The organism is Sulfitobacter sp. NFXS29, assembly GCF_040148765.1.
Classification (GTDB): domain Bacteria; phylum Pseudomonadota; class Alphaproteobacteria; order Rhodobacterales; family Rhodobacteraceae; genus Sulfitobacter.
This window is the reverse complement of sequence record NZ_JAGDED010000012.1, coordinates 77,410-101,886: the sequence shown is the minus strand read 5'-3', so window position 1 is coordinate 101,886 and position 24,477 is coordinate 77,410. Positions and strand designations below refer to the sequence as shown.

At 56.8% G+C, this 24,477-nt stretch carries 21 protein-coding genes and 2 pseudogenes; 10 read left to right on the top strand and 13 right to left on the bottom strand.

Annotated features, from left to right (window positions below):
- The first annotated feature begins 586 nt into the window (after positions 1-586).
- Complete coding sequence (locus J3456_RS17130; protein ID WP_349581402.1) at positions 587-1,207, top strand: response regulator transcription factor; 621 nt, start codon at positions 587-589, stop codon at positions 1,205-1,207.
- Here J3456_RS17130 and J3456_RS17125 read toward each other — a convergent pair.
- The 4 genes from J3456_RS17125 to J3456_RS17110 all read right to left on the bottom strand — a co-directional run bounded on the left by J3456_RS17125 (position 1,204) and on the right by J3456_RS17110 (position 4,431).
- The gene (locus J3456_RS17125; protein WP_349581401.1) at positions 1,204-1,968 is read right to left on the bottom strand and encodes a response regulator; all 765 of its coding nucleotides are present in this window, start codon (positions 1,966-1,968) and stop codon (positions 1,204-1,206) included. The genes J3456_RS17130 and J3456_RS17125 overlap by 4 nt on opposite strands.
- Before the next feature lie 346 nt (positions 1,969-2,314).
- Complete coding sequence (locus tag J3456_RS17120; RefSeq protein ID WP_349581400.1) at positions 2,315-2,722, bottom strand: hypothetical protein; 408 nt, start codon at positions 2,720-2,722, stop codon at positions 2,315-2,317.
- A gap of 120 nt (positions 2,723-2,842) precedes the next feature.
- Entirely contained in the window at positions 2,843-3,559 is a 717-nt protein-coding gene (locus J3456_RS17115; RefSeq protein ID WP_349581399.1) for a hypothetical protein, read from the bottom strand.
- A 20-nt stretch (positions 3,560-3,579) separates the two neighbouring features.
- Complete coding sequence (locus J3456_RS17110; protein WP_349581398.1) at positions 3,580-4,431, bottom strand: CsgG/HfaB family protein; 852 nt, start codon at positions 4,429-4,431, stop codon at positions 3,580-3,582.
- A 191-nt stretch (positions 4,432-4,622) separates the two neighbouring features.
- Between J3456_RS17110 and J3456_RS17105 the strand changes: the two are divergent.
- Positions 4,623-5,543, top strand: a pseudogene (locus J3456_RS17105) (IS5 family transposase); the annotation flags it as partial.
- 493 nt (positions 5,544-6,036) lie between these two features.
- Here the strand turns inward: J3456_RS17105 and J3456_RS17100 are convergent.
- On the bottom strand, positions 6,037-6,294 hold the full coding sequence (locus tag J3456_RS17100; RefSeq protein WP_349581397.1) for a hypothetical protein: 258 nt from the start codon (positions 6,292-6,294) through the stop codon (positions 6,037-6,039).
- A 125-nt stretch (positions 6,295-6,419) separates the two neighbouring features.
- Positions 6,420-8,597, bottom strand: coding sequence for a catalase/peroxidase HPI (katG, locus tag J3456_RS17095; RefSeq protein ID WP_349581396.1), 2,178 nt, complete (start codon positions 8,595-8,597; stop codon positions 6,420-6,422).
- Positions 8,598-8,703: 106 nt separating this feature from the next.
- Here katG and J3456_RS17090 point away from each other — a divergent pair, with 106 nt between their 5' ends.
- Positions 8,704-9,597, top strand: a complete 894-nt coding sequence (locus J3456_RS17090; protein ID WP_349581395.1) for a hydrogen peroxide-inducible genes activator — start codon at positions 8,704-8,706, stop codon at positions 9,595-9,597.
- Between the two features lie 50 nt (positions 9,598-9,647).
- On the opposite strand, the gene nhaC is transcribed toward J3456_RS17090, so the two are convergent.
- The 5 genes from nhaC to J3456_RS17065 form a co-directional block, all read right to left on the bottom strand.
- Entirely contained in the window at positions 9,648-11,138 is a 1,491-nt protein-coding gene (gene nhaC / locus J3456_RS17085) for a Na+/H+ antiporter NhaC (protein WP_349581394.1), read from the bottom strand.
- Between the two features lie 373 nt (positions 11,139-11,511).
- Positions 11,512-12,822: a TRAP transporter large permease gene (locus J3456_RS17080; RefSeq protein ID WP_349581393.1), complete on the bottom strand. Its 1,311-nt coding sequence runs from the start codon at positions 12,820-12,822 to the stop codon at positions 11,512-11,514.
- Position 12,823: 1 nt separating this feature from the next.
- The gene (locus tag J3456_RS17075) at positions 12,824-13,345 is read right to left on the bottom strand and encodes a TRAP transporter small permease subunit (RefSeq protein WP_349581391.1); all 522 of its coding nucleotides are present in this window, start codon (positions 13,343-13,345) and stop codon (positions 12,824-12,826) included.
- A gap of 17 nt (positions 13,346-13,362) precedes the next feature.
- Positions 13,363-14,424 (bottom strand): TRAP transporter substrate-binding protein DctP, encoded by a 1,062-nt coding sequence (gene dctP / locus J3456_RS17070; protein WP_349581388.1) that lies wholly within the window; start codon positions 14,422-14,424, stop codon positions 13,363-13,365.
- Between the two features lie 192 nt (positions 14,425-14,616).
- A complete protein-coding gene (locus tag J3456_RS17065; RefSeq protein ID WP_349581385.1) occupies positions 14,617-16,134 on the bottom strand; it encodes an aldehyde dehydrogenase (NADP(+)) in 1,518 nt (505 codons plus the stop codon).
- A 106-nt stretch (positions 16,135-16,240) separates the two neighbouring features.
- Between J3456_RS17065 and J3456_RS17060 the strand changes: the two genes are divergently transcribed.
- Positions 16,241-17,269 (top strand): Ldh family oxidoreductase, encoded by a 1,029-nt coding sequence (locus tag J3456_RS17060; RefSeq protein ID WP_349581384.1) that lies wholly within the window; start codon positions 16,241-16,243, stop codon positions 17,267-17,269.
- A gap of 62 nt (positions 17,270-17,331) precedes the next feature.
- Here J3456_RS17060 and J3456_RS17055 read toward each other — a convergent pair whose 3' ends face one another.
- The gene (locus J3456_RS17055; RefSeq protein ID WP_349581382.1) at positions 17,332-18,294 is read right to left on the bottom strand and encodes a dihydrodipicolinate synthase family protein; all 963 of its coding nucleotides are present in this window, start codon (positions 18,292-18,294) and stop codon (positions 17,332-17,334) included.
- A gap of 139 nt (positions 18,295-18,433) precedes the next feature.
- Complete coding sequence (locus J3456_RS17050) at positions 18,434-19,132, bottom strand: GntR family transcriptional regulator (RefSeq protein ID WP_349581381.1); 699 nt, start codon at positions 19,130-19,132, stop codon at positions 18,434-18,436.
- Between the two features lie 397 nt (positions 19,133-19,529).
- Between J3456_RS17050 and J3456_RS17045 the strand changes: the two genes are divergently transcribed.
- From J3456_RS17045 to rfbA, 6 genes and pseudogenes are all read left to right on the top strand, one after another.
- The gene (locus J3456_RS17045; protein WP_300057524.1) at positions 19,530-20,006 is read left to right on the top strand and encodes a MarR family winged helix-turn-helix transcriptional regulator; all 477 of its coding nucleotides are present in this window, start codon (positions 19,530-19,532) and stop codon (positions 20,004-20,006) included.
- Positions 20,007-20,167: 161 nt separating this feature from the next.
- Positions 20,168-20,350 (top strand): annotated as a pseudogene (locus J3456_RS17040) (IS3 family transposase); the annotation flags it as partial.
- Between the two features lie 614 nt (positions 20,351-20,964).
- Positions 20,965-21,531 (top strand): dTDP-4-dehydrorhamnose 3,5-epimerase, encoded by a 567-nt coding sequence (rfbC, locus tag J3456_RS17035; RefSeq protein ID WP_300057526.1) that lies wholly within the window; start codon positions 20,965-20,967, stop codon positions 21,529-21,531.
- Positions 21,528-22,568 (top strand): dTDP-glucose 4,6-dehydratase, encoded by a 1,041-nt coding sequence (gene rfbB / locus J3456_RS17030; RefSeq protein WP_300057528.1) that lies wholly within the window; start codon positions 21,528-21,530, stop codon positions 22,566-22,568. Before rfbC ends, rfbB begins: the two co-directional genes overlap by 4 nt.
- A gap of 4 nt (positions 22,569-22,572) precedes the next feature.
- Positions 22,573-23,424, top strand: coding sequence for a dTDP-4-dehydrorhamnose reductase (rfbD, locus tag J3456_RS17025; protein ID WP_349581378.1), 852 nt, complete (start codon positions 22,573-22,575; stop codon positions 23,422-23,424).
- On the top strand, positions 23,421-24,290 hold the full coding sequence (gene rfbA, locus J3456_RS17020; protein ID WP_349581376.1) for a glucose-1-phosphate thymidylyltransferase RfbA: 870 nt from the start codon (positions 23,421-23,423) through the stop codon (positions 24,288-24,290). The genes rfbD and rfbA overlap by 4 nt, the downstream gene beginning before the upstream one ends.
- Positions 24,291-24,477: the final 187 nt, after the last annotated feature.

Sequence of the window (24,477 nt, the reverse complement as noted above, 5' to 3'; positions counted from 1 at the left end):
TTCCACGCGGTTCAACTCGCGCTCGCTCATCATCACCCATCCCATGTCCACACATCCTCATCCCAAACCGAGGACAGAGTGACACTTCTGCTTTGCTTAAGGGTGACATTATCGCTTTGCGGCTACAACAAAAAAACCTATAATCATACTTATGGTAAATGCAAAACCCCACAGAAAACCGCAAAACGCAACAACAACACCACAGGGACACCAAAAACTACCCTATCGCTACATACCATATACCAAAAGATAGTCGCTCTATCCCGAATGATCCGCGCCAAAGCTTGGGCTAAATGCAATGATATCCTTGCAAATAGCAGGAGAAAGCCATGAGGCGCTCATTTACCACCGCTAATACTGAAATCAGCCCCCTCCCTAAAAGGCATCAGCATAGCCCGACACACAATCCTTCAGACGCCCCAGCTGGAAGCCTCACTGGCTGAGATATGTGAAAGCCCGAGCCCAAGTTTACGTAGGTAAACCGACGATCCGTAAGGCCCGGACGCCAGCCAAAATACGATAATACAGACAGCGGTACTCATCACGATGCCAAAATCGATAAGTGCGAAAGAAAGGTCCTCTTCCCATGCATATTCTTATTGCCGATGATCACAACTTGGTGCGGGAAGCCTTCGCCAATGTATTGAAAAATATGGAGGGTTTTACTGTTACCCAAGCCTCCACATTTTCAGAAACCATTTCAAAGTTAGAGGATGCTGCCCCCGATATAATCCTTCTAGATTATGATATGCCTGGGATGGACGGCCTCCAAGCCCTCCAAAAAGCTTTAGAGGCTGCGAAGCCCATCCCGGTGGCACTGATGTCCGGTGTCGCTTCGGTTGAGATTGCAGAGCAAGCCCTCGAACACGGTGCTGCGGGCTTCGTACCTAAGACGTTAGGCGTAAACGCGATCTTAGGCGCGATTAACCTCATGATACTAGGTGAACAATTCGCTCCTGTACGCTGGATGCGCGAAACACAGGTTCATACTGAAGTTCCAGACAGCGGTATCACGCTAACCGGCCGGGAGATGCAACTGCTAGAAGGGTTGCGTGAAGGAAAGTCTAACAAAGAAATTGCCCGTGACTTACACCTCCAAGAGGTCACAATTAAACTCTATATGAGGTCGCTCTTCAAGAAGTTAGGAGCAAAAAACAGAACCCATGCAGCGCTTCTAGGCAAACAAAAAGGGTTCGTTTCGCATTAAAGCCCGTGCCGATATTCTCGAAGAACAGTGGCCGTCTCCGCGGCCTTAGCATCAAACGCACTGAACCTTTCAACGACTGTAACGCGGCCTCTAACCTTTGCCGCCGTCTCTAGAGCTGCAGCCGCCTGCTGCAGTTCTGAAGCGCCAACAACCGCCGCTGATCCAGCAACTTTATGGGCGCATCTGGCGAGCTGTTCATAGGAATTGTTCGATACAAACTGTGATACCTGAGCACGCGCCCCCTCGATTTCATCTACAACCTGAACCAAAAGCTCCACAAAAGCAGACCTCTCCATCACCGCATACAATTCAAGAAGTATGTCGCCGTCGATCAGAGGGATGTCCTCCCCCTGCCCTTGTTTAAAATCATCAAGTCTGGCGAGGATATCTCGTAACATTGTGGTTCGGAGCGGTTTGATCAAACAGCCCTGCATACCAGCTGCTAAAAACCCCTCGATCTCCTCAGGAAGCGCATGCGCTGTCAGTCCAAAAATTGCTGAGTTCTGCGAAGGCCCAACTGTTTGCCGGATGTGCATTGTTGCCTCCACCCCATCCATGCCGGGCATGCTTATATCCATGAGTATAAGATCAAATTTGCCCTCCTGCGCTTTGCGCAGCCCCTCATGCCCATCCTGCGCGAAAACCACTTCATAACCCTCCGCCTCAACCATACGGCCAACAATAAAGCGATTGGTTTCATCATCCTCGACGAGAAGAACGCAGCCAGCTTCCAAATGCGCTAGAGGATCAAATGCAGACACGCGACTTATCTCCTTTCGTTCGACGGTTTCAAGAAGCAGGACCATAGGAGGATTGCTTTCTTACCCGTCGGCCTTTTGCTCAGAAATCACCTGCCATGACTTTGACGAGGCGTCTGCCCGATTGCCAGAGCTATGCCTGTTTCTAGCTACATGCGGCTGATCAGCGCCTTCCAACACGGCCTCAGAAACCGTTATCTCATAGATCGCATTCAGTAGGATATCCCCCTACGACATAGGGATAAGGGTTAGGCCCACCATGCCAAAAGATAGCAAATGCAGCCCAGGCCCATCGCACAAAGTAAGCGCTAGCGCAGAACGTGTTTCTCTAGAAAACCCCGCCACCCCCCTACTCCACTATCGTCGTGGCCGCAGTAGACGCGTCGGTCTGATAGCTTTCCATGATCTCACCCAGAGCATCTGAAACAGACTGTTGATTGCCTTGGTTGTTCTGGTGGTTCTCGATCATGATAAGTCCTTCAGACCCATCGCCCAAATGCATGTCGACCTGCACCCAGTTACCGATCGCATAAGAAGTCGAACTCACAGGATAGCCCGGATATCCAGAAGCGCCAAAGTTAGAGGTACTGAAGCCACTCTCAGCACCATCAGGCCCGCGCATATACATCGCAAGATGGTTTTCCCGACTGCGGTTGGCAAAATTCCAAGGGCGACTTCCAATCACAAAAGTCGTTTCTCCTGCGAGCGCTTCTCTCGGGAACGGCAAAAGAAGGCAGAAAACAAGAAAATATTTCATGGTAGTTCTCCGTCTAGCAATATGAGGGAGGTGGCCCGATGCGGTTACCGGGCCACCTACGGCGCATAAGGTCCTTAGGAGATGAACAATGTGGGAAGGACCTTACCCGCCATTCCATTCTCAGTTAATACCGTCGATGGTCACACCAAGGTTGTTGCCTACCGCCGTCGACGTCGATGAAATCGCCGGGGCAGAAAGCGTGCCGAGCCCTGCAACATCCGCAAAAATCACAGCGTCAACAGTAGAGGTTGACCCAACCGTCCCAATGGCATTCTGAACATTATTCCCCATCAAGAACGCATCTTGGTCCGAGGTCGTGGTCAGATTTGCCGTCAGGTTGTTCGCCACCCCCGTGGCACTGTTATCCACAGTGCCATTCAACACGCCCGTGGTCGTAGCAGTCGCAAGGATGGCGCCCGGCAAGGAGATGTCCGCAAGCGTCCCGGTTAGGCCAGTGCCAAGAGTGAGATCCGCACCCCCAAACGCCTGACCGGCATCGAAGGACATCGACACATCAGAGTCGAGACTGGCGCTGTTACCAAGCGCACTTGCTTGCGTTTCAACAGCGACCATGTCGTCGCTCGTGAACCCAACTAAACCGGTTAGCGCGTTGTCGATCCCCGTGCTGGTGCTGAGCGCTGTCATAGCACCCAACGACGTCTGCTCAGACTCCACTTGCTCCAAGCCAGTTGGCGCAACAGCAATGCTGCTTACAGCATCCGTGGTGACGGTCGATTGAACATCAGCATCCCAGTTCCAGTTAATGGTATCAAACGCAAAGGCCGGTGCTGCAGCCATAATCGCGATAGCAGAAGCGGCAAAGTGGTGAAGTTTCATTTTGGTAGTCCTTCCTGTGGTTAAGTTTGTGTCTGGTCTGTTTTTTCGGGGTATTCCCCGCCCGGTGCGCAGCCTTCATTCTCTTGTGCTGGCAGGCCGAGCCCTTCAGTGAGGATCTGGTAGACGGCCAGTTCCACCACCGATCGCACTCCAAGTTGCAACGGTTCGTTGCGCACCTCTCCGGAGTCGAATTCTACAAAGCGGTCGCCGAAGAAACGGTAAACGCCCGCCTCATGCTCCACGCCGACAATTTGCTTCTGGAGACTCGTGACGTAGACTGTGCCGAAGCTATTTACGTCTACGACCCTGAGATCGATGCCGACATTGATCACTGCAGCCCGCCGGCTGCCGCCGATGCCGGCGATAAAAAGCCGCTCGCCGCCCGATTGGATGTTGTAGTTCAACTCAGTCAGTGCGCCGAGAACCAGAAAATGCGCAGGGGCGACATCCACCACACGCGCTGGCTTCTTAATAAGTTTCTGCTCGATAAGCTGCTGCTCGGCCAAAGCCACTCTCGGATCAAGCCGTTCAGCAAGATTGACCTGCTTTGTCTTGAAGAGCGCGCTGATCATCATTTCTGACGCACCTTGCGTTAACTCAGTGCTATCGTTCAGACTGTCGTAAGCGCGCTTGCCTGTCTTATCAGCGATCAGCCCGACCGCAACCGTTGGGCGATTTTGGGCAGGGTTTGCCGCAAGCGCTGCCAAGCAAACCGTATAGGGTGTATGGTTATCTGTAACCGGGGGGCCCTGAAGAGGACTTGCTTGCTGCGTACTATTTGTCGCCGGGGAACAGGCCCCTAAAGCGGTTCCTCCCACAAGGGCGGCAGCGAACCATGCTGATCGTCGATGTGTTGAAGTCTTTGGTTTCATCTTGGCGTCTCCTGTCATCCCACAAGAAACACCATCCGAAATCCACACCGCCCAGTATATTGTGCGGCCGTATAGCTTTGAGGTTCGAAAGGATATGCCCGCTCTTCTTAGGAAAACCGCAACAGCTCAAAGGAATAACTCAAAACCGCGAAGGTCCATCCCAAACACCTTCGAACGGATAGAGCAGCTGGTCCCCTACCAAATATAAGACCAAGAATTGGTCGTCTTACAATGACAGCTTGAAGCGGCGCGGATCGTTGTCGATCTGGTTTGATCCGGAGATGGTGTGGGCGCCGCCGCCAAACGGCAAGCGAGGGCGGCAACAGCAATTCAGTGACGCGGCTATTCAAACGTGTCCAACGCTGAAGGTCCTTTTTGGCATGCCGCTCCGCCAGACAACTGGGTTCGTTCAAAGCTTGCTGCGGTTGGTCGGGCTTGATTGGTCAGCACCGGACTTCAGCACTCTTTGCCGCCGCCAGAAATCGCTGAACGTGAGCCTGCCGTATCGTGGCGGTGCTGGCCCGTTGAATCTTCTTATCGATAGCACGGGGATCAAGGCCGAGGGTGAAGGCGAGTGGAATGCACGTAAGCATGGCGGTTCTAAACGCCGCATATGGCGCAAGATACACATAGGTATCGACGAGGAAACGCTGGAAGTTCGGGCAGTCGAAGTCACCAGCAGCAACATCGGTGATGCTCCTATGCTGCCCGAACTCCTGAACCAAATCCCGCTCGATCAGGACATCGGCAACGTTACCGCAGATGGGGCGTATGACACTCGCAATTGCCACGAGGCGATTGCTGCCAGAGATGCCCATGCGGTGATCCCGCCACGCAAGAATGCAAAGCCCTGGAAGCCTACGAGCGCCGGAGCAATTGCCCGCAACGATGCGGTTCATGCGCAACGGTATCTGGGCCGCACGGTGTGGCGACGCTGGAGTGGATACCACCGCAGAAGCCGCGTCGAAACCAAGATGCATTGTATGAAACTACTGGGCCAATCGCTCATGACGAGGGACTTCGAAAGGCAAGTCGCGGAAATCCAAGTCCGCATCGCCATCCTCAACCGCTATACCGCTCTTGGCATACCTATCACTAAGCCCGTAGGCTAAATCCGTCTGGGGTAAGTGGAAGAGTATGGGTGTGTCTACCTGCGCTCACACATACCGACGGACCTTTAAGCGCTCTTTACTCCATCGAAAAAAAGGAAAAGAGCGAAGGCGGCGCTTCTTTTCCCATCTTTTTCAGTGGCTTGTGACTAAGGCAATGTAGAAACCCAAGCACCTCCATGGTTTTGCGCACGCTTTTAAGTTTTCTCTGCGCACGCTTCTCCTTGGACTGCCTGGTCAGACGTGTCGCCGGGGGCGCGATGCATGACCCGTACGAAAACAATAAGTTATGAAAAAGTGGGACACTAGGATCGATTATATCTTCCGGAAAGATTCAGACTAAGTTCCCACCAATTTGGTAGTTCAGGCTCGCTCGGAGCTAACCTAACTGTTCGGTCTGGATGGGGGCTGAAGCGGCTTCGAAGAAGCCGTCAGATGCGAAGCTATTTCAAGCAGTCCGCTGATAGCATTGCGCCTCAGTCCCAGACCTTACGCGTTACTCCTCGCGTATGAGAGCGGTGGCGGGTTTGGCACCGTTGTCCCCGTCCGAGGCGAAGGTCAGCGTGACGCGGTCCCCGGCCTTGAGGCCCGAGGGCACGAGGGTCTTGGCGTCCAGCGTCCAGACCGAATTGTCGGTCAGAACGATGATATTGGCCAGACGGTCATAGGCCACGATCTCTCCGGAGGTCTGATCCGCGAAGGCCGCGGTTGAGATGGCAGAGACGAGGAAGGCAGGCAGGATGAAAAGGCGCATGGTGAATCCCCTGATGAAGCGCATGAAGGATAGATGGCGCGCGCCCTGACCCGTGCAAGAGGCGCCGGGTCAGGGCAATGAAATATTTACCGGCGGCCGGGTTGGCTCGGTCGCCCGCTGTGGCGTCAGCTTTGCAGGTCGAAGCGGTCGGCTTCCATCACCTTGGTCCATGCGGCGACGAAATCGCGGACGAACTTGGCCTCGTTATCATCCTGCGCGTAGAGTTCCGAATAGGCGCGCAGCATCGAGTTCGAGCCGAAGACCAGATCGGTGCGCGTGGCAGTGTAGCGCACGGCTCCGCTGTCGCGTTCCTGCATCTGGTAGGTGCCATCTTCCTCCACCGGAACCCATTTGAAGTTCATGTCGGCAATGGTCTGGAAGAAATCGGTGGTCAACTGGCCTTCGCGGTCGGTGAAAACCCCATGCTTGCTGCCGCCGTGGTTCACCCCCAGCACCCGCAGTCCGCCGACTAGCCCGGTCATCTCGATGCCGGTCAGCCCCAGAAGCTGTGCGCGATCCAAAAGCATCTCCTCGGGCGGGATGTCGTAATCCGCTTTCAGCCAATTGCGAAAGCCGTCGGCCAGAGGCTCCATGACCTCGAAGCTCGCGGCATCCGTCATCTCCTGGCTGGCGTCGCCCCGGCCCGGGGTGAAAGGCACCTGTGTGTCATGGCCTGCGGCCTTGATCGCCTGTTCGATCCCGACATTGCCCGCCAGCACGATGGTGTCGGCCAGCGAGGCGCCCGCCGCCTCGGCCAATGGCGCCAGCGTGTCGAGCACCTTGGCAAGGCGCGCAGGCTCGTTGCCCTGCCAGTCCTTCTGCGGATCAAGACTGATGCGCGCGCCATTGGCCCCGCCGCGCATGTCGGAGCCGCGGTAGGTGCGCGCGCTATCCCAGGCGGTAGCGATCATCTCGGGTCCCGACAGACCGCTGTCGGCAATCTTGGCCTTAAGTGCCTCGACGTCATAACCGGTCGCCCCCGCGGGCACCGGGTCCTGCCAGACGAGGTCTTCTTGCGGCACGAATGGCCCGATGTAATTCGCCTTCGGCCCCAAGTCCCGGTGGGTCAACTTGAACCACGCCTTGGCGAAAGTGTCGGACAGGTAGTCGAAGTCCTTGTGGAAGCGCTCGCAGATCTCACGGTAGATCGGATCGACCTTCATCGCCATGTCGGCGTCGGTCATGATCGGATTGTGCTTGATCGACGGATCGGTCGCGTCGGGCACCATGTCCTCGGGGGCGATGTCGATGGGCTCCCACTGGTTGGCGCCTGCGCGGGATTTCACCGATTTCCATTCGTATTTGAACAGCAACTTGAGATAGCCATTGTCCCATTGCGTCGGGTTTGAGGTCCAGGCGCCCTCAAGTCCCGAGGTATGGATCGTGTTGGCATTGCCGTCATAGCCCGGATCGCTCCAGCCGAAGCCGCCGTTGACCACGTCAGAATCCGCCGGCGCGGGACCCACGTCCTCGGCGCGCAAACCGCCGTGGCATTTACCGACGGTGTGGCCACCCACGGTCAGGGCCGCGGTTTCTTCGTCGTTCATCGCCATGCGGCCAAAGGTCATGCGAACATATTCCGCCGTGAGCTGCGGGTTGTGCTCGCCGTTCACGCCCTCAGGGTTCACGTAGATCAGTCCCATGTGCGAGGCGCCAAAGGGGTTGTCCATGCTGGACGGATTATTGATGTCTTCGACCCGCTCGTCGGTGGGGGCGAGGATCTGACTGTCGTTGCCCCAGTTGATGTCCATCTCCGGGCCCCAGATGTCCTTTCGGCCGAAGGCGAAGCCATAGACCTTGAGGCCCATGTTGGAATAGGCGACCGTGCCCGCCACCACCAGAAGGTCGGCCCAGGACAGCGCGTTGCCGTATTTCTTCTTCACCGGCCAGAGGATGCGCCGCGCCTTGTCGAGGCTGGCGTTGTCTGGCCATGAGTTCAGCGGCTCGAAGCGGATGTTGCCGGTCCCTGCCCCGCCGCGACCATCGCCCAGACGGTAGGATCCCGCCGCATGCCACGACAGACGGATGAAAAGACCGCCGTAATGGCCCCAGTCCGCTGGCCACCAGGATTGACTGTCGGTCAGCATCTTCTCAACGTCATCCCAGACGCCTTGGAAATCCAGCCCCTTCACTGCTTCGCGGAAGTCAAAGTCTTCGTCCATCGGGTTGGAGCGCGCATCATGCTGGTGCAGGATCGAAAGATTAAGTGTCTTCGGCCACCAACGCGTCGGGCTGCGCCCGATGTCGGTATTGCCACCGTGCATGACGGGGCAGCCGGTATTCATTACATTGTTTCCGTCCATTGTGCGCTCCAAACCTGTGCATCAGAAAATCTTATTGTTTGGAGCCTAACCCTCGCCTTCCATAAATCCAAATTGAATATACTTACCAATGCGATAACTTGGGCTAATGACAAACATCACTTTCAAGCAACTGCGCTATTTCGAAGCTCTTGCTCGGCACCGCCACTTCGGCCGCGCCGCAGAAGCCTGCGGCATCTCCCAGCCCGCACTTTCGGTGCAAATCAAGGAACTGGAGGCGATGCTCGGCGCCGTTCTGGTCGAGCGCGGCGCGCGGCAGGTCGGGCTGACCCAATTGGGTGATACGCTTTTTGAGCGTTCGCGGCGCATCCTTACCGAAGTGGGCGAGTTGGGCGATCTGGCGCGCTCAGCCAGCGGCCCCTTCACCGGGCAATTGCGCTTGGGTATGATCCCGACGATTGCCCCTTACTTGCTGGTGCCGGTCATTTCCGCCCTCGCCACAAGGACGCCGGGCCTCGAATTGCACCCGCGCGAGACCGTCACGCGTACGCTGATTGCCGACCTGCTCGACGCCCAGCTTGACGCCGCCATCGTCGCCCTGCCGATCTCCGAGCCTGCGCTGGAGGAATACGCCCTCTTCGAGGAGGATTTCGTACTGGTCCGCCCGCAATCCGAAGCCAATGCTCGGGTGCCTGGCCCTGACAAATTACAGCAGATGCGCCTGCTTTTACTCGAAGAGGGTCACTGCTTTCGCGACCAGGCGCTGAGCTACTGCGCGATTACCGATGCGCCGCCGCGCACGCTGATGGAAGGCAGCTCGCTCGCGACGCTTGTACAAATGGTCGGCGCGGGTCTCGGGGTGACGCTGATCCCCGAGATGGCCGTGCCACTGGAGACCCGTCTCGCCCCGGTCTCAGTCGCGCGTTTTCCGACCCCAGCCCCGGCCCGCCGCATCGGCATGGTTTGGCGCAAGACCAACCCGCTGGCGGAAAAGCTGATGGAGGTCGCTGAAGTGGTGCGCGAAGTCGGTGCTTCCAAATAGAGAAACGGCCCCAATGAGGGGCCGTTCACAAGATGCTCAAGGCGATCCTGTCAGCTTTCCGTCAAACCGCCCAACTCGTGATCGTCGAGGTTCATCACGTCCTCGTCCGCTTTCTTCCATTCGCTACGGTCCGCGTCGGTCGCCTCAGGCGAGAACAGACCGGTCATCGCGTAGAAGATGCCGATCAGCGGCGCGGTCCAACAAGCGAAGGCCAGCGGGATATATAGCAGGTTCTCGAGATTGCCGCTCATGATGCCGAGGCCCAAGGCAGAGATCACGAAAGCACCGCCGGCGTTCCACGGGATCAGCGGGCTCATCAGTGTGCCGCCTTCCTCGACCGCACGGCTGAGGTTCAGGGTCGAATAGCCCATACCGCGATAGAGCGGCGCGTACATCCGGCCCGGCAAGGCGATCGAGATATAGGGATCGCCAGCCACCATATTCGTTGCAAAAGCCGTGGCGATGGCAGAGCTCTGCACTGCCGCGAAGCTTTTGACCCGACTGATGATGGCATGAATGATCGCTTCAAGACAGCCGGTACGCTCTAGCGCGCCGCCAAAACCCAGAGCGATCAACATCAGTGAGATGGTCCACATCATCGACTGAATCCCCCCGGCGTTCAGCAGGCTGTCGATGTCATCGACCCCGGTTTCAATCGCATAGCCGGACTGGGCGTAGGTAAAGACAGAATGCAGCCCCTCGCCCTGCCAGAAAATGGCGACCAGCCCGCCCGCGATCACCCCAGCAAAAAGTGACGGCAGCGGCGGCTGGCGCATGAGGGCAAGGCAGATCACGATCAGGGCCGGAATAAGCGGGACCAGCCCGAGCGAGAAGGTCTCGGCAAGGCCGGCGGTAATCTGATCGATGCCGCTGACATTCGCAGCCCCCGCCCCATTGATCGTAAAGAACCCGACAAGGATGTAGATCACCAAAGCGATCAGCATGGCGGGCACCGTCGTTGGCATCATGTTCCGGATATGGTCGAAGACATTCGTGCCGGTCACAGCCGGTGCCAGGTTCGTGGTGTCCGACAGAGGCGATATTTTGTCGCCGAAAAAGGCGCCCGAGACGATGGCGCCGGCGGTCCAATAGGCCGGAATCTCAAAGCCCGCGCCGATCCCCATGAGCGCAAGGCCCACCGTACCGACCGTGCCCCAACTGGTCCCGAGCGAAAGCGAGACAACGGCGCAAAGGATCATGGCCGCCGCGAGGAAAATGGAGGGGGTCAACAACGTCAGCCCATAGTAGATTAACGTAGGCACCGTCCCGGCCGCGATCCAGGTACCGATGATCATGCCGACCACAATCAGAACCGCCAGTGAGGGCATCGATACGTGAATGACGTGAAAGATACCTTCCCGGATGTCGAGCCAGGTCTGGCCGCGCACGACCCCGAGAAGCGAAGTAATGGCAAGGCCCAAAGCCAGCGGAATATGAGGGGTGAAATCACCAAAGTAGAAAAGCTGTAGCGCCAAAAGGCCCAAAGTCAGCAATACCGGTAATAGGGCGAGAGACAGGCTGGGCAGTTCTCTCTTTTCCATAAGGAAGATCCTCCGCTGTTTTTATCGAAACTTTGATCTGAAACGCCCAAGAAACCGCTCATGTTCCCGCAGCGGCCTCGGGCAGACAGAGCTGTCAGTCGTGAGCGCGGCGGGCCTCCTCTGCGAAGCGGCGTCGATGATCAAGTGCGCGATTGTGCAGCCCGGGAGCCTGAGCGGCGGCCTCACCGCCGGTCCTGGTCACCGGGTTGGCACGGCATTCATCCGGCAGCCAGTCACCTCACGCGGGTTATCGTTGGCTCCCGGCGAGTGGTATAAATTTCATAGATATCACCCTCTTGGATTGGTCGTCCCCGACTCTCTTTGGCCGGGATGCGAAGTGGCAATACGGGGTCGCATGAAATTCTTCTCTGCACTATTGCGTGAGCTTCTCAGGCAACCAAGTTGCGAGCTCAGGGAAAACCACGATCAATATCAGCGTCAAAACCTGCAACGCGATAAAAGGAAGGACTCCGCGGCACATTTGCCCGTAGGTCATGTCGGGCGGGGCGATAGATTTAAGGTAAAAGATCGAGGAGGCCATCGGCGGGGTTAGATAGCCGGTCTGGATTACGATGAGTACGAGCGTTGCAAACCAAATAGGATCAACACCGGATGAGCGGATGAATGGCGTAAATAGTGGCACGCAAATCAGCACATTTGCTGTCCAATCCAACACGAACCCAAGTACGAATACCACCAACAGGAAGAACACGATCATCCCGGTGGTGCCCAGCCCTGCCCCGTCGATAAAGTCCCGGATCAAACTTGCGCCACCATTGGCCGCGAAAACCCCCATAAACATCGTGCCTGCTGCGACGATCAAAAGTATCATCGCTGAAATGCGGACTGTGATGGCGAGAGATTCTTTCAGCACCTGAAAGTTGAACTGCCGGTTTACAATACAAAGCACAAGTGCCCCCGCTGCCCCTACGGCCGCAGCTTCGGTGGGGGATGCAATCCCTCCGAGGATCGACCCGAGCACTGCAAAAATCAGCAAGAAGACTGGTAGCAGTGTCGTCACTGTTGCCCAAAGCTTCTCGCCAAGGGAAAAGCTTTCCTGGGGTTCGTCATCAGCGTGCGGCTCTGGCGGAAACAAGAATCCTTGCAGGGCGATGTAGCCCAGAAACAGAACAACCATCATCAACCCCGGCAGCATCATACCGGCAAGCAGCTTGCCGACGGACATCTGTGCCAAAGATGCATACATTACGGCAATCACGGAGGGCGGGATCATCGTACCCAGCGACCCTCCCGCACAAATTGTCCCTGCAATAAGCGTATTGCTGTAGCGCGCCCGCTGCATTGCCGGGATAGCCATCATGCCAATCATCACTTCAACCGCGCCGACCACGCCTGCAGCCGCGGCAAATACCGCACCCATCGCGATGGTCGCCAGCGCCAACCCACCGGGCAACCGCCCCAGCCACATGTTCATGACACGGAACAATCGCTCAGCAATTCCCGAACGCTCAAGCAAAGCGCCCATAAGAATGAACATCGGAATAGCGGAAAGGATAAAGTTGGTCGATGCCGAATAGAACGAACCGTAGAGCTGATTAAACCCGACTGGGCCAAAAGCAACCAACCCCGCCCCGACGGAAACGAGAACAAGCGAAAAGGCGACGGGCAAGCCCAATAGAATAAGCGCGAAAAGCGCGGGAAACATCAGTGCGGCTGTGGTCATGTTAGGTCTCGATCTTAAAAGTATCGTCGGATTTAGGCGTTAGCAGCCCCCGCAGCCCTTCGGCCGCCAACTGTAGCGCCAGCGCTCCCAACCCAATGGCCAGTGCTGTGTAGAAGGGCCACATAAGCGGCGCCCAGGGACTAACGTGTTCTACCTCACCATTTAGAAAGGCGCGCCAAGCCCGCTGGCCAGCGATTGATGTCAGCTTGAGGAAAACCGGGCAAAGGATGAACAGATAGATGCAGCCTTCGATTGCACCGCGAAGGCGCACTGGCATCTTTGAAGAGAGAAAATCGATGCGAACATGTGCGTCCTCGCGCAATGCCTGCGCCGCGCCGAGGACAAACAAAACCCCAGTGCTCATATAGGCAATATCGAAGGCCCATTCGGTAGGCGCGCCAAAACCGTAGCGCGCCACCACTTCGTATAACATGGAGGCGATCAGGATCAGGACCATTGCTTGCGCGATATATCCCAGTACGGCAGATATTCCGTCTGCCAGTGCCAAAAATAGACGTTTCATGACCGCCTCCGTTCCGCTTACTGGCCGTTTCGGATCAGGTAGCCGCTCTGCGCGGACCAACGATCCATATAGGCGATGTAATCGTCGAGGATGTCAGACATCTCAGCATTGCCCTCGTCCTTCTGCGCTGCGGCCGTCTTCTTAATCCAGTCAAGTCCGGCTGCGGAAAGTTCTTCGGCAAAGGCAGGGTCAAGCTCAATCACCTCCGCCTTGGATCCGCGGAACGTTTCCATAGCCTTCATATCCAGATCGTAAAAGTTGATGAGCGACTGTAGCGTCGTAAGTTCTGCTGCAGCTTCAATCTTAGGTTTCAGTGCCTCGTCTAGGGCATCCCAAGTTTCTTGCTTCAGAACCACCTCCCACAGGAAGGTAGGCTGATGTACACCGGGGGTGATGATATAGGGCGCAGCTTCGTGGAAGCCTTCGGGAAGATTGCCAGAGGGCGGACCCCATTCAATAGCGTCGACGCCTTTTCGTTCTAACAGCGTGTAGATCTCACCAGGCGGCACCACAGTCGGCACCGCACCGAAGTAATCGCGCATCACCTCTGCCCACGGGCCTGAGGTGCGATACTTAAGCCCTTTGAGGTCTTCAGCTGTCTTGATCGGCATATTGGCGTGCGCCATCACTTCGGAAGAACCGATGCCGACAACAAGCGATTTGAAACCATCCTCATCGCGGATGTCTTGCAGCTTTTCCTTGCCACCACCTTCATAGATCCATGTGGCATAAGCCTCGGGCCCCATGCCACCCGGAAAGCCCGAAAAGATAGCGTTGATCGGATTTTGGTTTACCAGATAGCTGGGCGTCGAATGACCTGCTTCGACAATCCCGTCGCGCACACCGTCATAGACTTGCAAGGCCGGTACGAGGATGCCAGCACCGAAAGGCTGCACCTCGACCACGCCATCGGTCAGCAATTCGACATTGTCAGCAAATCGTTCGAGGAAGTTTACGTAGAAAGGCGAGCCCTCTGGCACGGATGTAGGAACTCTCCAGGTTATCTCCTGCGCCGCAGCAGGGCCCGCGAGTAGCGTTAATGCGCCCGCGACGGCGAGCCATTTGGGGGAATTAGACATAGTCGTCTCCTCTGTTGAACACCGCGGTCCTTGGATCGGCCAGCGGTTTGCGACTCGTATTAATACAAACCGTAAGAAGTATGTCGACATAAAAAATACATTGTTAATGCTCCGCTCAATTACCCTGCGTTTTTTTTGGAGAATGCCGCTTAGAGGAAAGGGCCAGACTGCTGCCCGGCCATTTCGACTTCGTTATCTCGTCACGTCGTCCGGCATCAGCTCTTGCGGCAGGTTCTGATAGGACACGGGTCGTAGGAACCGCCGGATCGAAAGTGTGCCAACGCTGGTTGCACCAAAATTGGTGCTGGCCGGGTAAGGCCCGCCGTGGACCATAGAATCCACCACTTCTACTCCCGTCGGGAATCCATTCGCCAACAGGCGGCCCGCCTTACGCTCCAGAACCGGCATCAGCGTGCGTGCCGCATCAATATCGGCGTCGTCCATATGCAGCGTGATCGTCAACTGACCCTCCAACTCAGCCGCCAATGCGCGCATTTCATCGATCGAAGCGACCCGCACCACCAGCCCAAGCGGGCCAAAGACTTCTTCATGCAGTGCTGGATTGGCTTTGAACTCTGCACCCGTGGTCTCGAACAGCGCCGGGGCGGCGTTGCGGCCTGTGCTGTCGGCCACATGCACTTGGCGGAGGCTTTGCTCGGCCTTGAACTTGTCGCGGCCCGCACAGAAGGCCTGCGCGATGCCGTCAGTCAGCATGACCTGCTCGGCCACCCCTTTCAACGATGCCGCAGCACTTTGCACGAAACTATCGGCGCCGGCCCCATCAAGCACCACGGCGATGCCCGGATTGGTGCAGAACTGCCCTGCGCCCATGGTCAGCGATGCGGCCCAGCCTTTGCCGAGTTCCTCGGCCCGTGCGTCCATCGCGGCGGGCAGCATGAACATCGGGTTGACCGAGCCCAACTCCCCAAAGAACGGGATCGGCTCTGGCCGTGCGGCGCAGAGATCGAACAGCGCCCGCCCCCCCGCGAGCGAGCCGGTAAAGCCCACTGCTTTGATCAGGGGGTGCTGCACCACAGCTTGACCAACAGTACGGTTGCCACCTTGGATCAATGAAAAAACCCCGCGCGGCATACCGCAGCTTTCAATCGCCGCGTGGATCGCTTCGGCGACGATCTCACCTGTACCGGGATGCGCGGAGTGGCCCTTGACCACGACCGGGCAGCCTGCCGCCAGCGCCGCCGCCGTGTCACCCCCGGCGACTGAAAAGGCCAGCGGGAAGTTCGACGCGCCAAAGACGGCTACTGGGCCAATGGGGCGTTGCACCATGGCGATATCCGGGCGCGGGGCGGGCTGGCGTTCGGGCATAGCAGCATCAAATCGGCGGTCGAGGTACTCACCCTTTTCGATATGCGACGCAAAAAGCCGTAGCTGACCTACTGTCCGGCCCCGCTCTCCTTCCAGCCGCGCTTCGGGCAGGCCGCTTTCTTGGCTGCCGATCTCGGTGATCTCGGCCCCGCGGGCGTCGATCTCATCAGCGATAGCGTTCAGGAATTTGGCGCGTGTCGCTCGGCTGGAATACCCGTAGTCCCAAAAGGCCGCTTCGGCCGCGACGCATGCGCGTTCGACCAACTCCACGGTTCCGACTGAGAAATCGTGCGCCGGGCCATGTGCCGGGCTGGAGCTGAAAAGCTCATCGCTGGCGCGCCATTCGCCTGCGATCAGGTGTTTTCCATGCGGTGTATAATTCATGCCATATCCTTTCATTCGAGCCTGCGGCCCGGTGTCAGCTTTCTTCCGCTAGCATCTGAATACAATATGTATGCAAGATTACAACCCAAGCACAGCGAGGACCCGGATGGCCGATATAACTTTGACCCACGATGAACTCTACGCGATTGTTCGCCAGTTCTTTGAAGCCAGCAGCCTCTCTGCGTCGAACGCGGCGGCGCTTGCACGGGTGATCGTTGCGGGCGAAGGCGATGCCTGCAAATCCCATGGCATTTACCGCATTGAGGGCTGCTTGCGCGCGATCAAGGCAGGAAAGGTGGTGCCTGACGCTATACCCAAGATCAGCCAAGATGAGAGTGCGATTGTTCGGGTAAACGCGGGTGTCGGCTTCTCCAATGCGGCTTTCGAAGCAGGCGCCCCGGTACTTGCCGAACGTTGCCGCGCCACCGGTATTGCGGCGATGGTCATCAACGATTGCACTCATTTCGCTGCCCTTTGGCCTGAGATCGAAACTCTGACAGACATGGGACTAGCGGCAATGGCGATGTGCCCCAGCTATGCCAGCGTCGCGCCGTCTGGCGGCACTGAGCCGTTGATGGGTACCAATCCATTTGCCTTCGGGTGGCCGCGCGCGGGCGCTGATCCTTATGTTTTTGATTTTGCCACCAGCGTGGCCGCGCGGGGCGAGATTGAGTTGCACAAGCGCGCCGGCACCCCCCTGCCCGAAGGCTGGGCAATCGCGCCGGACGGCAGCCCCACAACCGACCCCGAAGCCGCGCTCGCGGGGGCCATGCTGCCCTTCGGCGGGCATAAAGGCTCAGCCATCTCCACGATGATCGAACTGCTCGCCGGGGTTATGATCGGCGATCTGACCAGCCCCGAGGCACGCGACGCCCTAGGATCGCTTAGCCTTGCCCCTGCCCATGGGGAGCTGATTATCGCTTTTGACCCGGCCCGCTTCGCCACCGGGCGCCCGGGTGATCCAATGGCACGCGCCGAACAGCTGTTTGAGGCAATCCTCGGCCAAGGCGCACGGCTGCCCTCCCAACGCCGTTTTAAAGCCCGCGCCGCAACGCGGGCAGAGGGCATTCCCCTGACAGCTGCAGAAAAAGCAAATCTCGACCATTTGCTGGCCCATGGGCTGGATGCGGCCTGACAAATGGAAAGGCCCACCGCTTACGCAGTGGGCCTTCCGGCGGGATTTGCCCAGGGCCGTGATCAGGCCGCGGTTTTGGCGACCACACCGTCCTGTTTGGACCAATCAGCGTACCATGCGCGGAACAGCCTGTACTGCGCTTCGGCATAGCCGCGCTGGCTGTCAGACAGCGCATCGGTTTCGTTAAAGTGCAGCATGTATTCTGCGTGACCCTCAAGCACCATTAGATGTTTATAATAGAGCACCAGATCAGGCCCCTCATCGAATGAGGACAGAACGCCAAGCGCCGCGTCGAGCTCTTGGGCCCGGTGGCGTGCTTCGGCATCGCCCGCAGCCGCCGCTTGGCTCAAGGCCACGAGATGCAGCACCTCACGCGGCAGCACATTGCCGATGCCGGTGATGGCGCCGGTCGCACCGCAGTTGACGAAACCGTGGTAGACCGTGGTGTCCACGCCAATCATCAGCGTTACATTTTCGTCCCGGCTGGTGATGTTCTCGGCTGCGTAGCGCAGGTCATCCGCGCCCCCGAACTCCTTGAAACCGACAAGATTGGGATGTTCCGTACGTAGGGCGAAGAACAGGTCCGCACGGGTGGCAAAGCCGTAATAGGGGCTGTTGTAGATGACCGCAGGCAGATCGGGCGCCGCTGCCAGCACTGTTTTGAAGTGGTCCCTTTGCGCCGCCACAGAAGTCCCACGCGACAGGATGCGCGGGATCAGCATAAGTCCCTTCGCGCCGACTTTCTGCGCATGGGTGGCATGTTGCGCCGCAAGCTTGGTGTTCACCGCACCGGTGCCAACCACAACCGGCACACCGGCGTCGACCAGACGCTCAACGCCTTCCATCCGCTCTGCATCGGTCAGGAGCGGCCAATCGCCCATTGATCCACAGTAGACTACAGCGCTCATGCCATCAGAGATCAGTTTTTTGCCCATGCGGACCAGCGCGTCGAAGTCTGGTTTACGGTCTTCTGTACAGGGCGTCATCAGGGCCGGAATGCAGCCGGAAAAGATTGTCGGGGTCATTTGGTTCTCCATCATAGAAACCGCGCACAGATTTAAAGCCATGCTTCGGCGTTGAGGGCAGTTTACCAATTGTATTTTATTTGTCGACATAAAATTTCGATAACAATGGGCGGGGGCCCTCCCTCGCAGAAATTAGCTATCAAATGTCGATATGCTGCCGCCGATCACGTGAGATCAGCGTTTGGATTTGATGCACGATCTGGTCCGCATGTGTTTTGGCCAGCCGATCCGACTGGGCGATGTCGCGGGATTCGATGGCCAGCATCAGGTCTTCGTGTTCCTGTACATATTCATTCGGAAGCTGATCATCGAAGGACTGATAGTACATCCGCAACAGCCGCCGCCCCTCATCCAAAAGCCGAAGACATAGCGCTTCGTAATAGGGGTTTCGGCCCGCGCGGGCGATCTCGGCGTGGAACTCCCGGTTGGTGGCGATCATCGCCAGCGCATCCTGCGCGTCCACAGCCGCGGCGAACTCTTCTTGCCGCGCCCGGACCGCTGCCAAATCAGCTGGCGTATGGAACTGCGCCGCCAGCCGCGTGGTAACGCGAAACATCAGCGTCATTGCATCGAAAAACGTGTGCAGGTTCATGAAGTCGATGTTCGACACCACCGTAGACCGGTTCGGCAAGGTGGTGACCAAGCCTTCACTCGCCAGCCGTACCAAAGCCTCCCGGATCGGTGTGCGCGACATCGACAGGCGCTCGGAAAGACGGATTTCATCAATCGGGCTGCCTGGCGTCAACGTAAGATCAAGGATTTCATCCCGTAGGACCGTGTAGACGTATTGCGCCCCGGACCCGCGTTTACGCTCGGATGGTTTTGCTTTGGTGCTCATGAGAAACCCTAAAAGACGCTACCGTTGAATCTAATCGTCAGATTTCATAACACAATCGTAACCTCCAGCCACCGACTTCGATGCTTTTAAGTTCTCAAATGTAAAAGTTCCCTTAAGATGTTCCGTGGTAGCGGCAAAGGTAGTGCCGTTTGCATCGTGGCCGGCTACAGCGCCTAGCTGTATGAGCTTCTACAGGCGTTTCCTCTCAGAACTTTACGTGGTTCCGCAATCAAGCGAGCGCACAACATTCAACTGATCGGCCTCGGATTGGCTGATGACCCCTTACAGTAACCTGGGGCTGGCCCAATACTCAGACCGGAAAAACTTGGACCAAGCGAGTAGCTTGAATTGTTAAGCTTAGGTTATTATAGACTTACTTATCAATAAGGGGCGACAAATGCATCAACCTATAGATTCCGATACCTCCTTCTTCCTACTTCTCGATATCGGCCGCATGTTACGAGCTGAATTTGAGCACAGAGTAAGCGATGCAGCGCTCGGCATCACCCCTGGCGAGGCAAGGACGTTGGCAAATATTGCGCGCTTCGGGCCTTTGAGCCAAAACGATCTAGCCGATCTGAGTGGCTTTGGCGCAATGAGCGTTACAAGGGTTTTGCAAAACCTTGAAGGGTTGGGGTTGGTATGTCGAAGCATCAACCCAAATGATAGGCGCATCAGAATGGTTCAGGTAACCGACAGCGCTCTGCCGCTTTTAGGTGATTTAGCAGGCATTGGAGATGAGGTTAGAGCAGTCACACGCGGGAGTATATCTACTAACAACTGGCGCGCCTTTGAAAACATGCTGAAAATTGCACGCGACAACCATCTAGCAGCCTATCGCGCAAGACGTACAGCAGAAATAGAACCGGAATGAGACATCCAGATTCTATTTGCCGGACTTACCGAATCGGGGATTGTTGCATTGGTTCCATCTTGACATATCGGTTCTGGCCCATTTCACCCTCGACGGTTTCGATCTGGGGGTGGGTCTCCTCTCCCCCCCTCAAGACTAGGGACAGGCGCGACCGCATGATCGCCGCCGTCGAGACCTTCTTCAAGTCCATCAAGGCTGAACTGATCTGGCAGCATCCCTGAATGACACGGCGCAAATTGGAGATGGCCGTCTTCGAATACATCAATGGGTTCTATAACCCGCGACGCTGTCACTCAGCACTGGTCCGTAAAAGTCCGGTCGCTTTCGAACGAAAGGTGGCTTAAACGAGCACGAGGGGTGGCACGAAAGCGTGACAAGTTCAGATACGATTGCACGATCATGATTGTTCAGCTCACCAATCATTTTGCCCCGGCATAGTCACGGCGTGCACCCCCAATGATACGTCCACGCTATGTTTTAAAGCGCTTACTTCAGTCCTTCCGGCTTTCACAAGTCGGTACACAGCGCGCCGTGTCCGAATGTGCAGATCGCCGTGCTTCCACTTCGGGGCTCCCATGCATCGGCAACTACATCCCGGCCTCTTTCACCGCACGATCCCAATATGCATACATGTCTTCAAATTTCTACGTGGTATTGCCATGCAGCATCGGAAAAGGAGGCGCTGCAGGTGGGTCAGGGCTGTCTTAGTCATGTATTCCACTTTTCAAATATGCGCTGTCTGGAAGGCGAGACACCAGTTCTATTTTCTATACAGGCATGGCGCCACAACCAGCAAATTGCAGAGGCTATTTTCTGAGTAAAGTGGGTTTTAGTTAGCATCATTGCCTCAAACGGGCTCTATTTTAATGGTTCAAGCGAAAGTCCCTCCCTTCCTTCACATGACAACGCTCCTGTTGCTTGCTAAGAAAAACAAGAAGCCTTCAAGGAACTAGCCAAGATGCAAGTAAGCTACAGCGACCTACCGGGGGTCCTCTTGTTAAAACCCACGAGGTTCGGCGATGCACGAGGATTCTTTTCCGAAAGCTGGAACCGCAAGAAACTGGCGGAACATGGGGTCGCGTTAGACTTTGTGCAGGACAATCATTCAGTCTCTACCGCCGTTGACACCGTGCGCGGGCTGCATTTTCAGGCTCCGCCCCATGCTCAGGACAAACTGGTGCGCTGCGGCCAAGGGGCACTATTTGATGTGGCGGTGGATATTCGCAAGGGCAGCCCAACCTATGGTCAATGGGTAGGCTATAACTTGACCGCCGAGAACGGGTTGCAATTGCTGATCCCCAAGGGGTTCCTACATGGCTTTGTCACGCGTGCCCCTAATACGGAGATCATTTACAAATGCACCGACTACTACGCCCCCGAGTGTGATGGGACGGTCCGTTTTGATGACCCCGATATTGGGATTGATTGGGGCATATCCGGGGAGCCTACCCTCTCAGGAAAGGATGGCGAAGGCGCGCATTGGGCGGCTTTCGACAGCCCATTTACCTACGGAAAGTCGGCATGAAGATACTTGTGACGGGCGGCGCTGGCTTTATCGGTTCGGCGGTAGTCCGGTTGGCGGTGGCTCGGGGGCATGAGGTCATCAACCTTGATGCGCTGACATATGCGGGCTGTCTTGAAAACCTTGCTAGCGTGGCGAATGATCCGCTTTATGCCTTTGAGCATGCCGACATACGCGACCGCGCCGTGTTAGATCGTATTTTTGCCGCATATAAGCCCAATGCCGTGATTCATCTGGCCGCGGAAAGCCATGTAGATCGGTCTATCGACGAGCCCGGGGATTTCATCGAGACCAATATCAACGGTACCTACAACATGCTGGAAGCCTCGAGGAGCTACTGGATGGCCAATGCCAGGCCGGAAGAGTTTCGCTTTCACCACGTTTCGACAGATGAGGTCTACGGCTCGCTTGGTGCAGAGGGCATGTTTACCGAAGAGACGTCTTATGACCCGCGCTCGCCCTACTCTGCCTCTAAGGCCTCGAGTGATCATCTGGTCCGCGCATGGCATGAAACCTATGGCTTGCCGGTCGTGTTGACCAATTGCTCCAACAACTACGGTCCTTTTCACTTCCCCGAGAAACTGGTGCCGGTGGTGATCTTGAACGCTTTGGCCGGTAAGCCCATCCCCGTTTACGGCCAAGGGCTGAACGTACGCGACTGGCTTTACGTCGAAGATCACGCCGACGCTTTGCTCTTGGTGCTGGAAGAAGGCACATTGGGGCGAACTTATAACATCGGGGGTGGGAATGAGGCGCGCAATATAGATCTTGTGAAGACCATTTGCAGCATTCTCGACCGAAAGCGCCCTAAAGGCACACCCTATGCCGAACAGATCACATTTGTGCAGGATCGTGCGGGTCATGATTTACGCTATGCTATCGATTCGAGCCGTATTCAGGATGAACTAGGCTGGTGCCCTTCGGTGACGATCGAAGAGGGGCTGAAGCGGACCGTGCAATGGTATCTCGACAACGAAGAATGGTGGCGCGCGCTGCAGAACCGCAATGGTGTGGGTCAGCGCCTTGGCATCAGAGGGTGAACGCATGACTATCCTTGTCCTCGGTAGAACCGGTCAGGTCGCCCGCGAACTCGCTGCCTTGAAGGGCATAGAATGCATTGGACGCGACGCCGCTGATCTCGAAGACCCGGAGGCATGTGCCGCTCTGATTTGCAGCAAACGCCCCGAGGCTGTGATCAATGCCGCCGCTTACACGGCGGTAGATCAGGCGGAGGAAGAAGAGGCTCATGCCACCACGATTAACGGCGCGGCCCCCGGCGCAATGGCTCGCGCTTGCGCAGACCTAGGCGTTCCCTTTGTGCAAATCTCTTCCGATTATGTCTTTAAGGGCAGTGGTACCGCGCCGTGGCAACCGGATGATCCAACCGCACCACTGGGCGCTTATGGTCGCAGCAAACTTGCCGGAGAGCAGGCGGTACGTGCGGCGGACGGCACCTATGCGATCCTACGCACCTCTTGGGTAGTTTCGGCCCATGGGTCGAACTTCGTCAAAACCATGCTGAGTCTAGGGGCAGAGCGCGACACCCTCAACATTGTCTCCGACCAAATCGGCGGCCCCACCGGCGCTACCGAGATCGCGGCGGCTTGTCATGCCATTGCGCGGCAGCTGATAGACGATCCGAACAAAAGCGGCACCTATCATTTCTCCGGCACACCGGATGTCAGTTGGGCGGATTTTGCTCGCGAAATTTTCGCGCAGTCAAAGCTTAATTGCACGGTAATGGACATCCCCTCTTCCGAGTATTCGACTCAAGCCCAGAGGCCGCTGAATTCACGGCTTGATTGTAGCGCTACAGGAACTGCCTTCGGCATCATCAGGCCGGATTGGCGCGAGACCCTGACGCATATACTCAAAGACCTTGGAGTCCGATCATGAGCAAACGCAAAGGCATCATTCTCGCTGGAGGCTCCGGCACGCGGCTTTACCCGATCACCATGGGGATTTCGAAGCAACTGCTGCCAATTTACGACAAGCCGATGATCTACTACCCGCTCTCGGTTCTCATGCTCGGTGGCATCCGTGACATCGCCATAATCACCACGCCGCAGGATCAAGAGCAGTTCATTCGGACGTTGGGCGACGGCAGCCAATGGGGGATCAACCTTTCCTACATCGTGCAGGAAAACCCCGATGGTCTGGCCCAAGCATATCTACTGGCCGAAGACTTTCTTGCCAGTGCGCCTTCGGCCATGGTGCTCGGTGACAACATATTTTTCGGCCATGGGCTGCCGGATATGCTGGCCGCCGCAGATGCGCGTATCGAAGGGGGCACGGTGTTCGGCTATCACGTCTCTGACCCAAAACGTTACGGTGTCGTCGGCTTTGATGCGGATGGCATAGCCAAAGAGATCATCGAAAAACCTGATGTGCCGCCTTCGAACTACGCCGTAACAGGTCTCTATTTCCTTGACGGAGATGCCCCAAAACATGCCGCAGAGGTTCAGCCATCGGCGCGGGGTGAGTTAGAAATCACCTCACTGCTTTGCCAGTATCTACAAGCGGGCAAACTGCAGGTCGAGCGCATGGGCCGTGGCTATGCTTGGTTGGATACTGGCACCCATAGCAGCCTGTTGGACGCAGGGAATTTTGTCCGCACGCTGACCGAACGGCAGGGTTTGCAAACCGGTTGTCTGGAAGAGATCGCCTTTAAAAATGGTTGGATCAGCGAAGCGGCCCTCGCTGAGCGCGCCGAGATGTTCACCAAGAATGACTATGGCAGCTATCTTGCCACGTTAAAGTAAGCCTGCGCTCCTCAATCGCCCGCTGCGGTCGATGTACAGGTGCGCGCGCAAGTAACGAGATGTTGACGGCAGCCTGACTAGCGCGACGGCATACCGTTGCGCGCGCTTAGCCGGCCTCTTTTAATGCGAACAGGCTTCAGGTGGTCACCCTGTTTGTAGCAACCATCGCGGCCTAAGCACCCTATCG

Coding starts and splice junctions, on each gene's coding strand:
- J3456_RS17130 (WP_349581402.1), top strand. CDS start 587: ATGCATATTCTTATTGCCGATGATCACAACTTGGTGCGGGAAGCCTTC.
- J3456_RS17120 (WP_349581400.1), bottom strand. CDS start 2,722: ATGAAATATTTTCTTGTTTTCTGCCTTCTTTTGCCGTTCCCGAGAGAA.
- J3456_RS17115 (WP_349581399.1), bottom strand. CDS start 3,559: ATGAAACTTCACCACTTTGCCGCTTCTGCTATCGCGATTATGGCTGCA.
- J3456_RS17110 (WP_349581398.1), bottom strand. CDS start 4,431: ATGAAACCAAAGACTTCAACACATCGACGATCAGCATGGTTCGCTGCC.
- J3456_RS17100 (WP_349581397.1), bottom strand. CDS start 6,294: ATGCGCCTTTTCATCCTGCCTGCCTTCCTCGTCTCTGCCATCTCAACC.
- katG (WP_349581396.1), bottom strand. CDS start 8,597: ATGGACGGAAACAATGTAATGAATACCGGCTGCCCCGTCATGCACGGT.
- J3456_RS17090 (WP_349581395.1), top strand. CDS start 8,704: ATGACAAACATCACTTTCAAGCAACTGCGCTATTTCGAAGCTCTTGCT.
- nhaC (WP_349581394.1), bottom strand. CDS start 11,138: ATGGAAAAGAGAGAACTGCCCAGCCTGTCTCTCGCCCTATTACCGGTA.
- J3456_RS17080 (WP_349581393.1), bottom strand. CDS start 12,822: ATGACCACAGCCGCACTGATGTTTCCCGCGCTTTTCGCGCTTATTCTA.
- J3456_RS17075 (WP_349581391.1), bottom strand. CDS start 13,345: ATGAAACGTCTATTTTTGGCACTGGCAGACGGAATATCTGCCGTACTG.
- dctP (WP_349581388.1), bottom strand. CDS start 14,424: ATGTCTAATTCCCCCAAATGGCTCGCCGTCGCGGGCGCATTAACGCTA.
- J3456_RS17065 (WP_349581385.1), bottom strand. CDS start 16,134: ATGAATTATACACCGCATGGAAAACACCTGATCGCAGGCGAATGGCGC.
- J3456_RS17060 (WP_349581384.1), top strand. CDS start 16,241: ATGGCCGATATAACTTTGACCCACGATGAACTCTACGCGATTGTTCGC.
- J3456_RS17055 (WP_349581382.1), bottom strand. CDS start 18,294: ATGACCCCGACAATCTTTTCCGGCTGCATTCCGGCCCTGATGACGCCC.
- J3456_RS17050 (WP_349581381.1), bottom strand. CDS start 19,132: ATGAGCACCAAAGCAAAACCATCCGAGCGTAAACGCGGGTCCGGGGCG.
- J3456_RS17045 (WP_300057524.1), top strand. CDS start 19,530: ATGCATCAACCTATAGATTCCGATACCTCCTTCTTCCTACTTCTCGAT.
- rfbC (WP_300057526.1), top strand. CDS start 20,965: ATGCAAGTAAGCTACAGCGACCTACCGGGGGTCCTCTTGTTAAAACCC.
- rfbB (WP_300057528.1), top strand. CDS start 21,528: ATGAAGATACTTGTGACGGGCGGCGCTGGCTTTATCGGTTCGGCGGTA.
- rfbD (WP_349581378.1), top strand. CDS start 22,573: ATGACTATCCTTGTCCTCGGTAGAACCGGTCAGGTCGCCCGCGAACTC.
- rfbA (WP_349581376.1), top strand. CDS start 23,421: ATGAGCAAACGCAAAGGCATCATTCTCGCTGGAGGCTCCGGCACGCGG.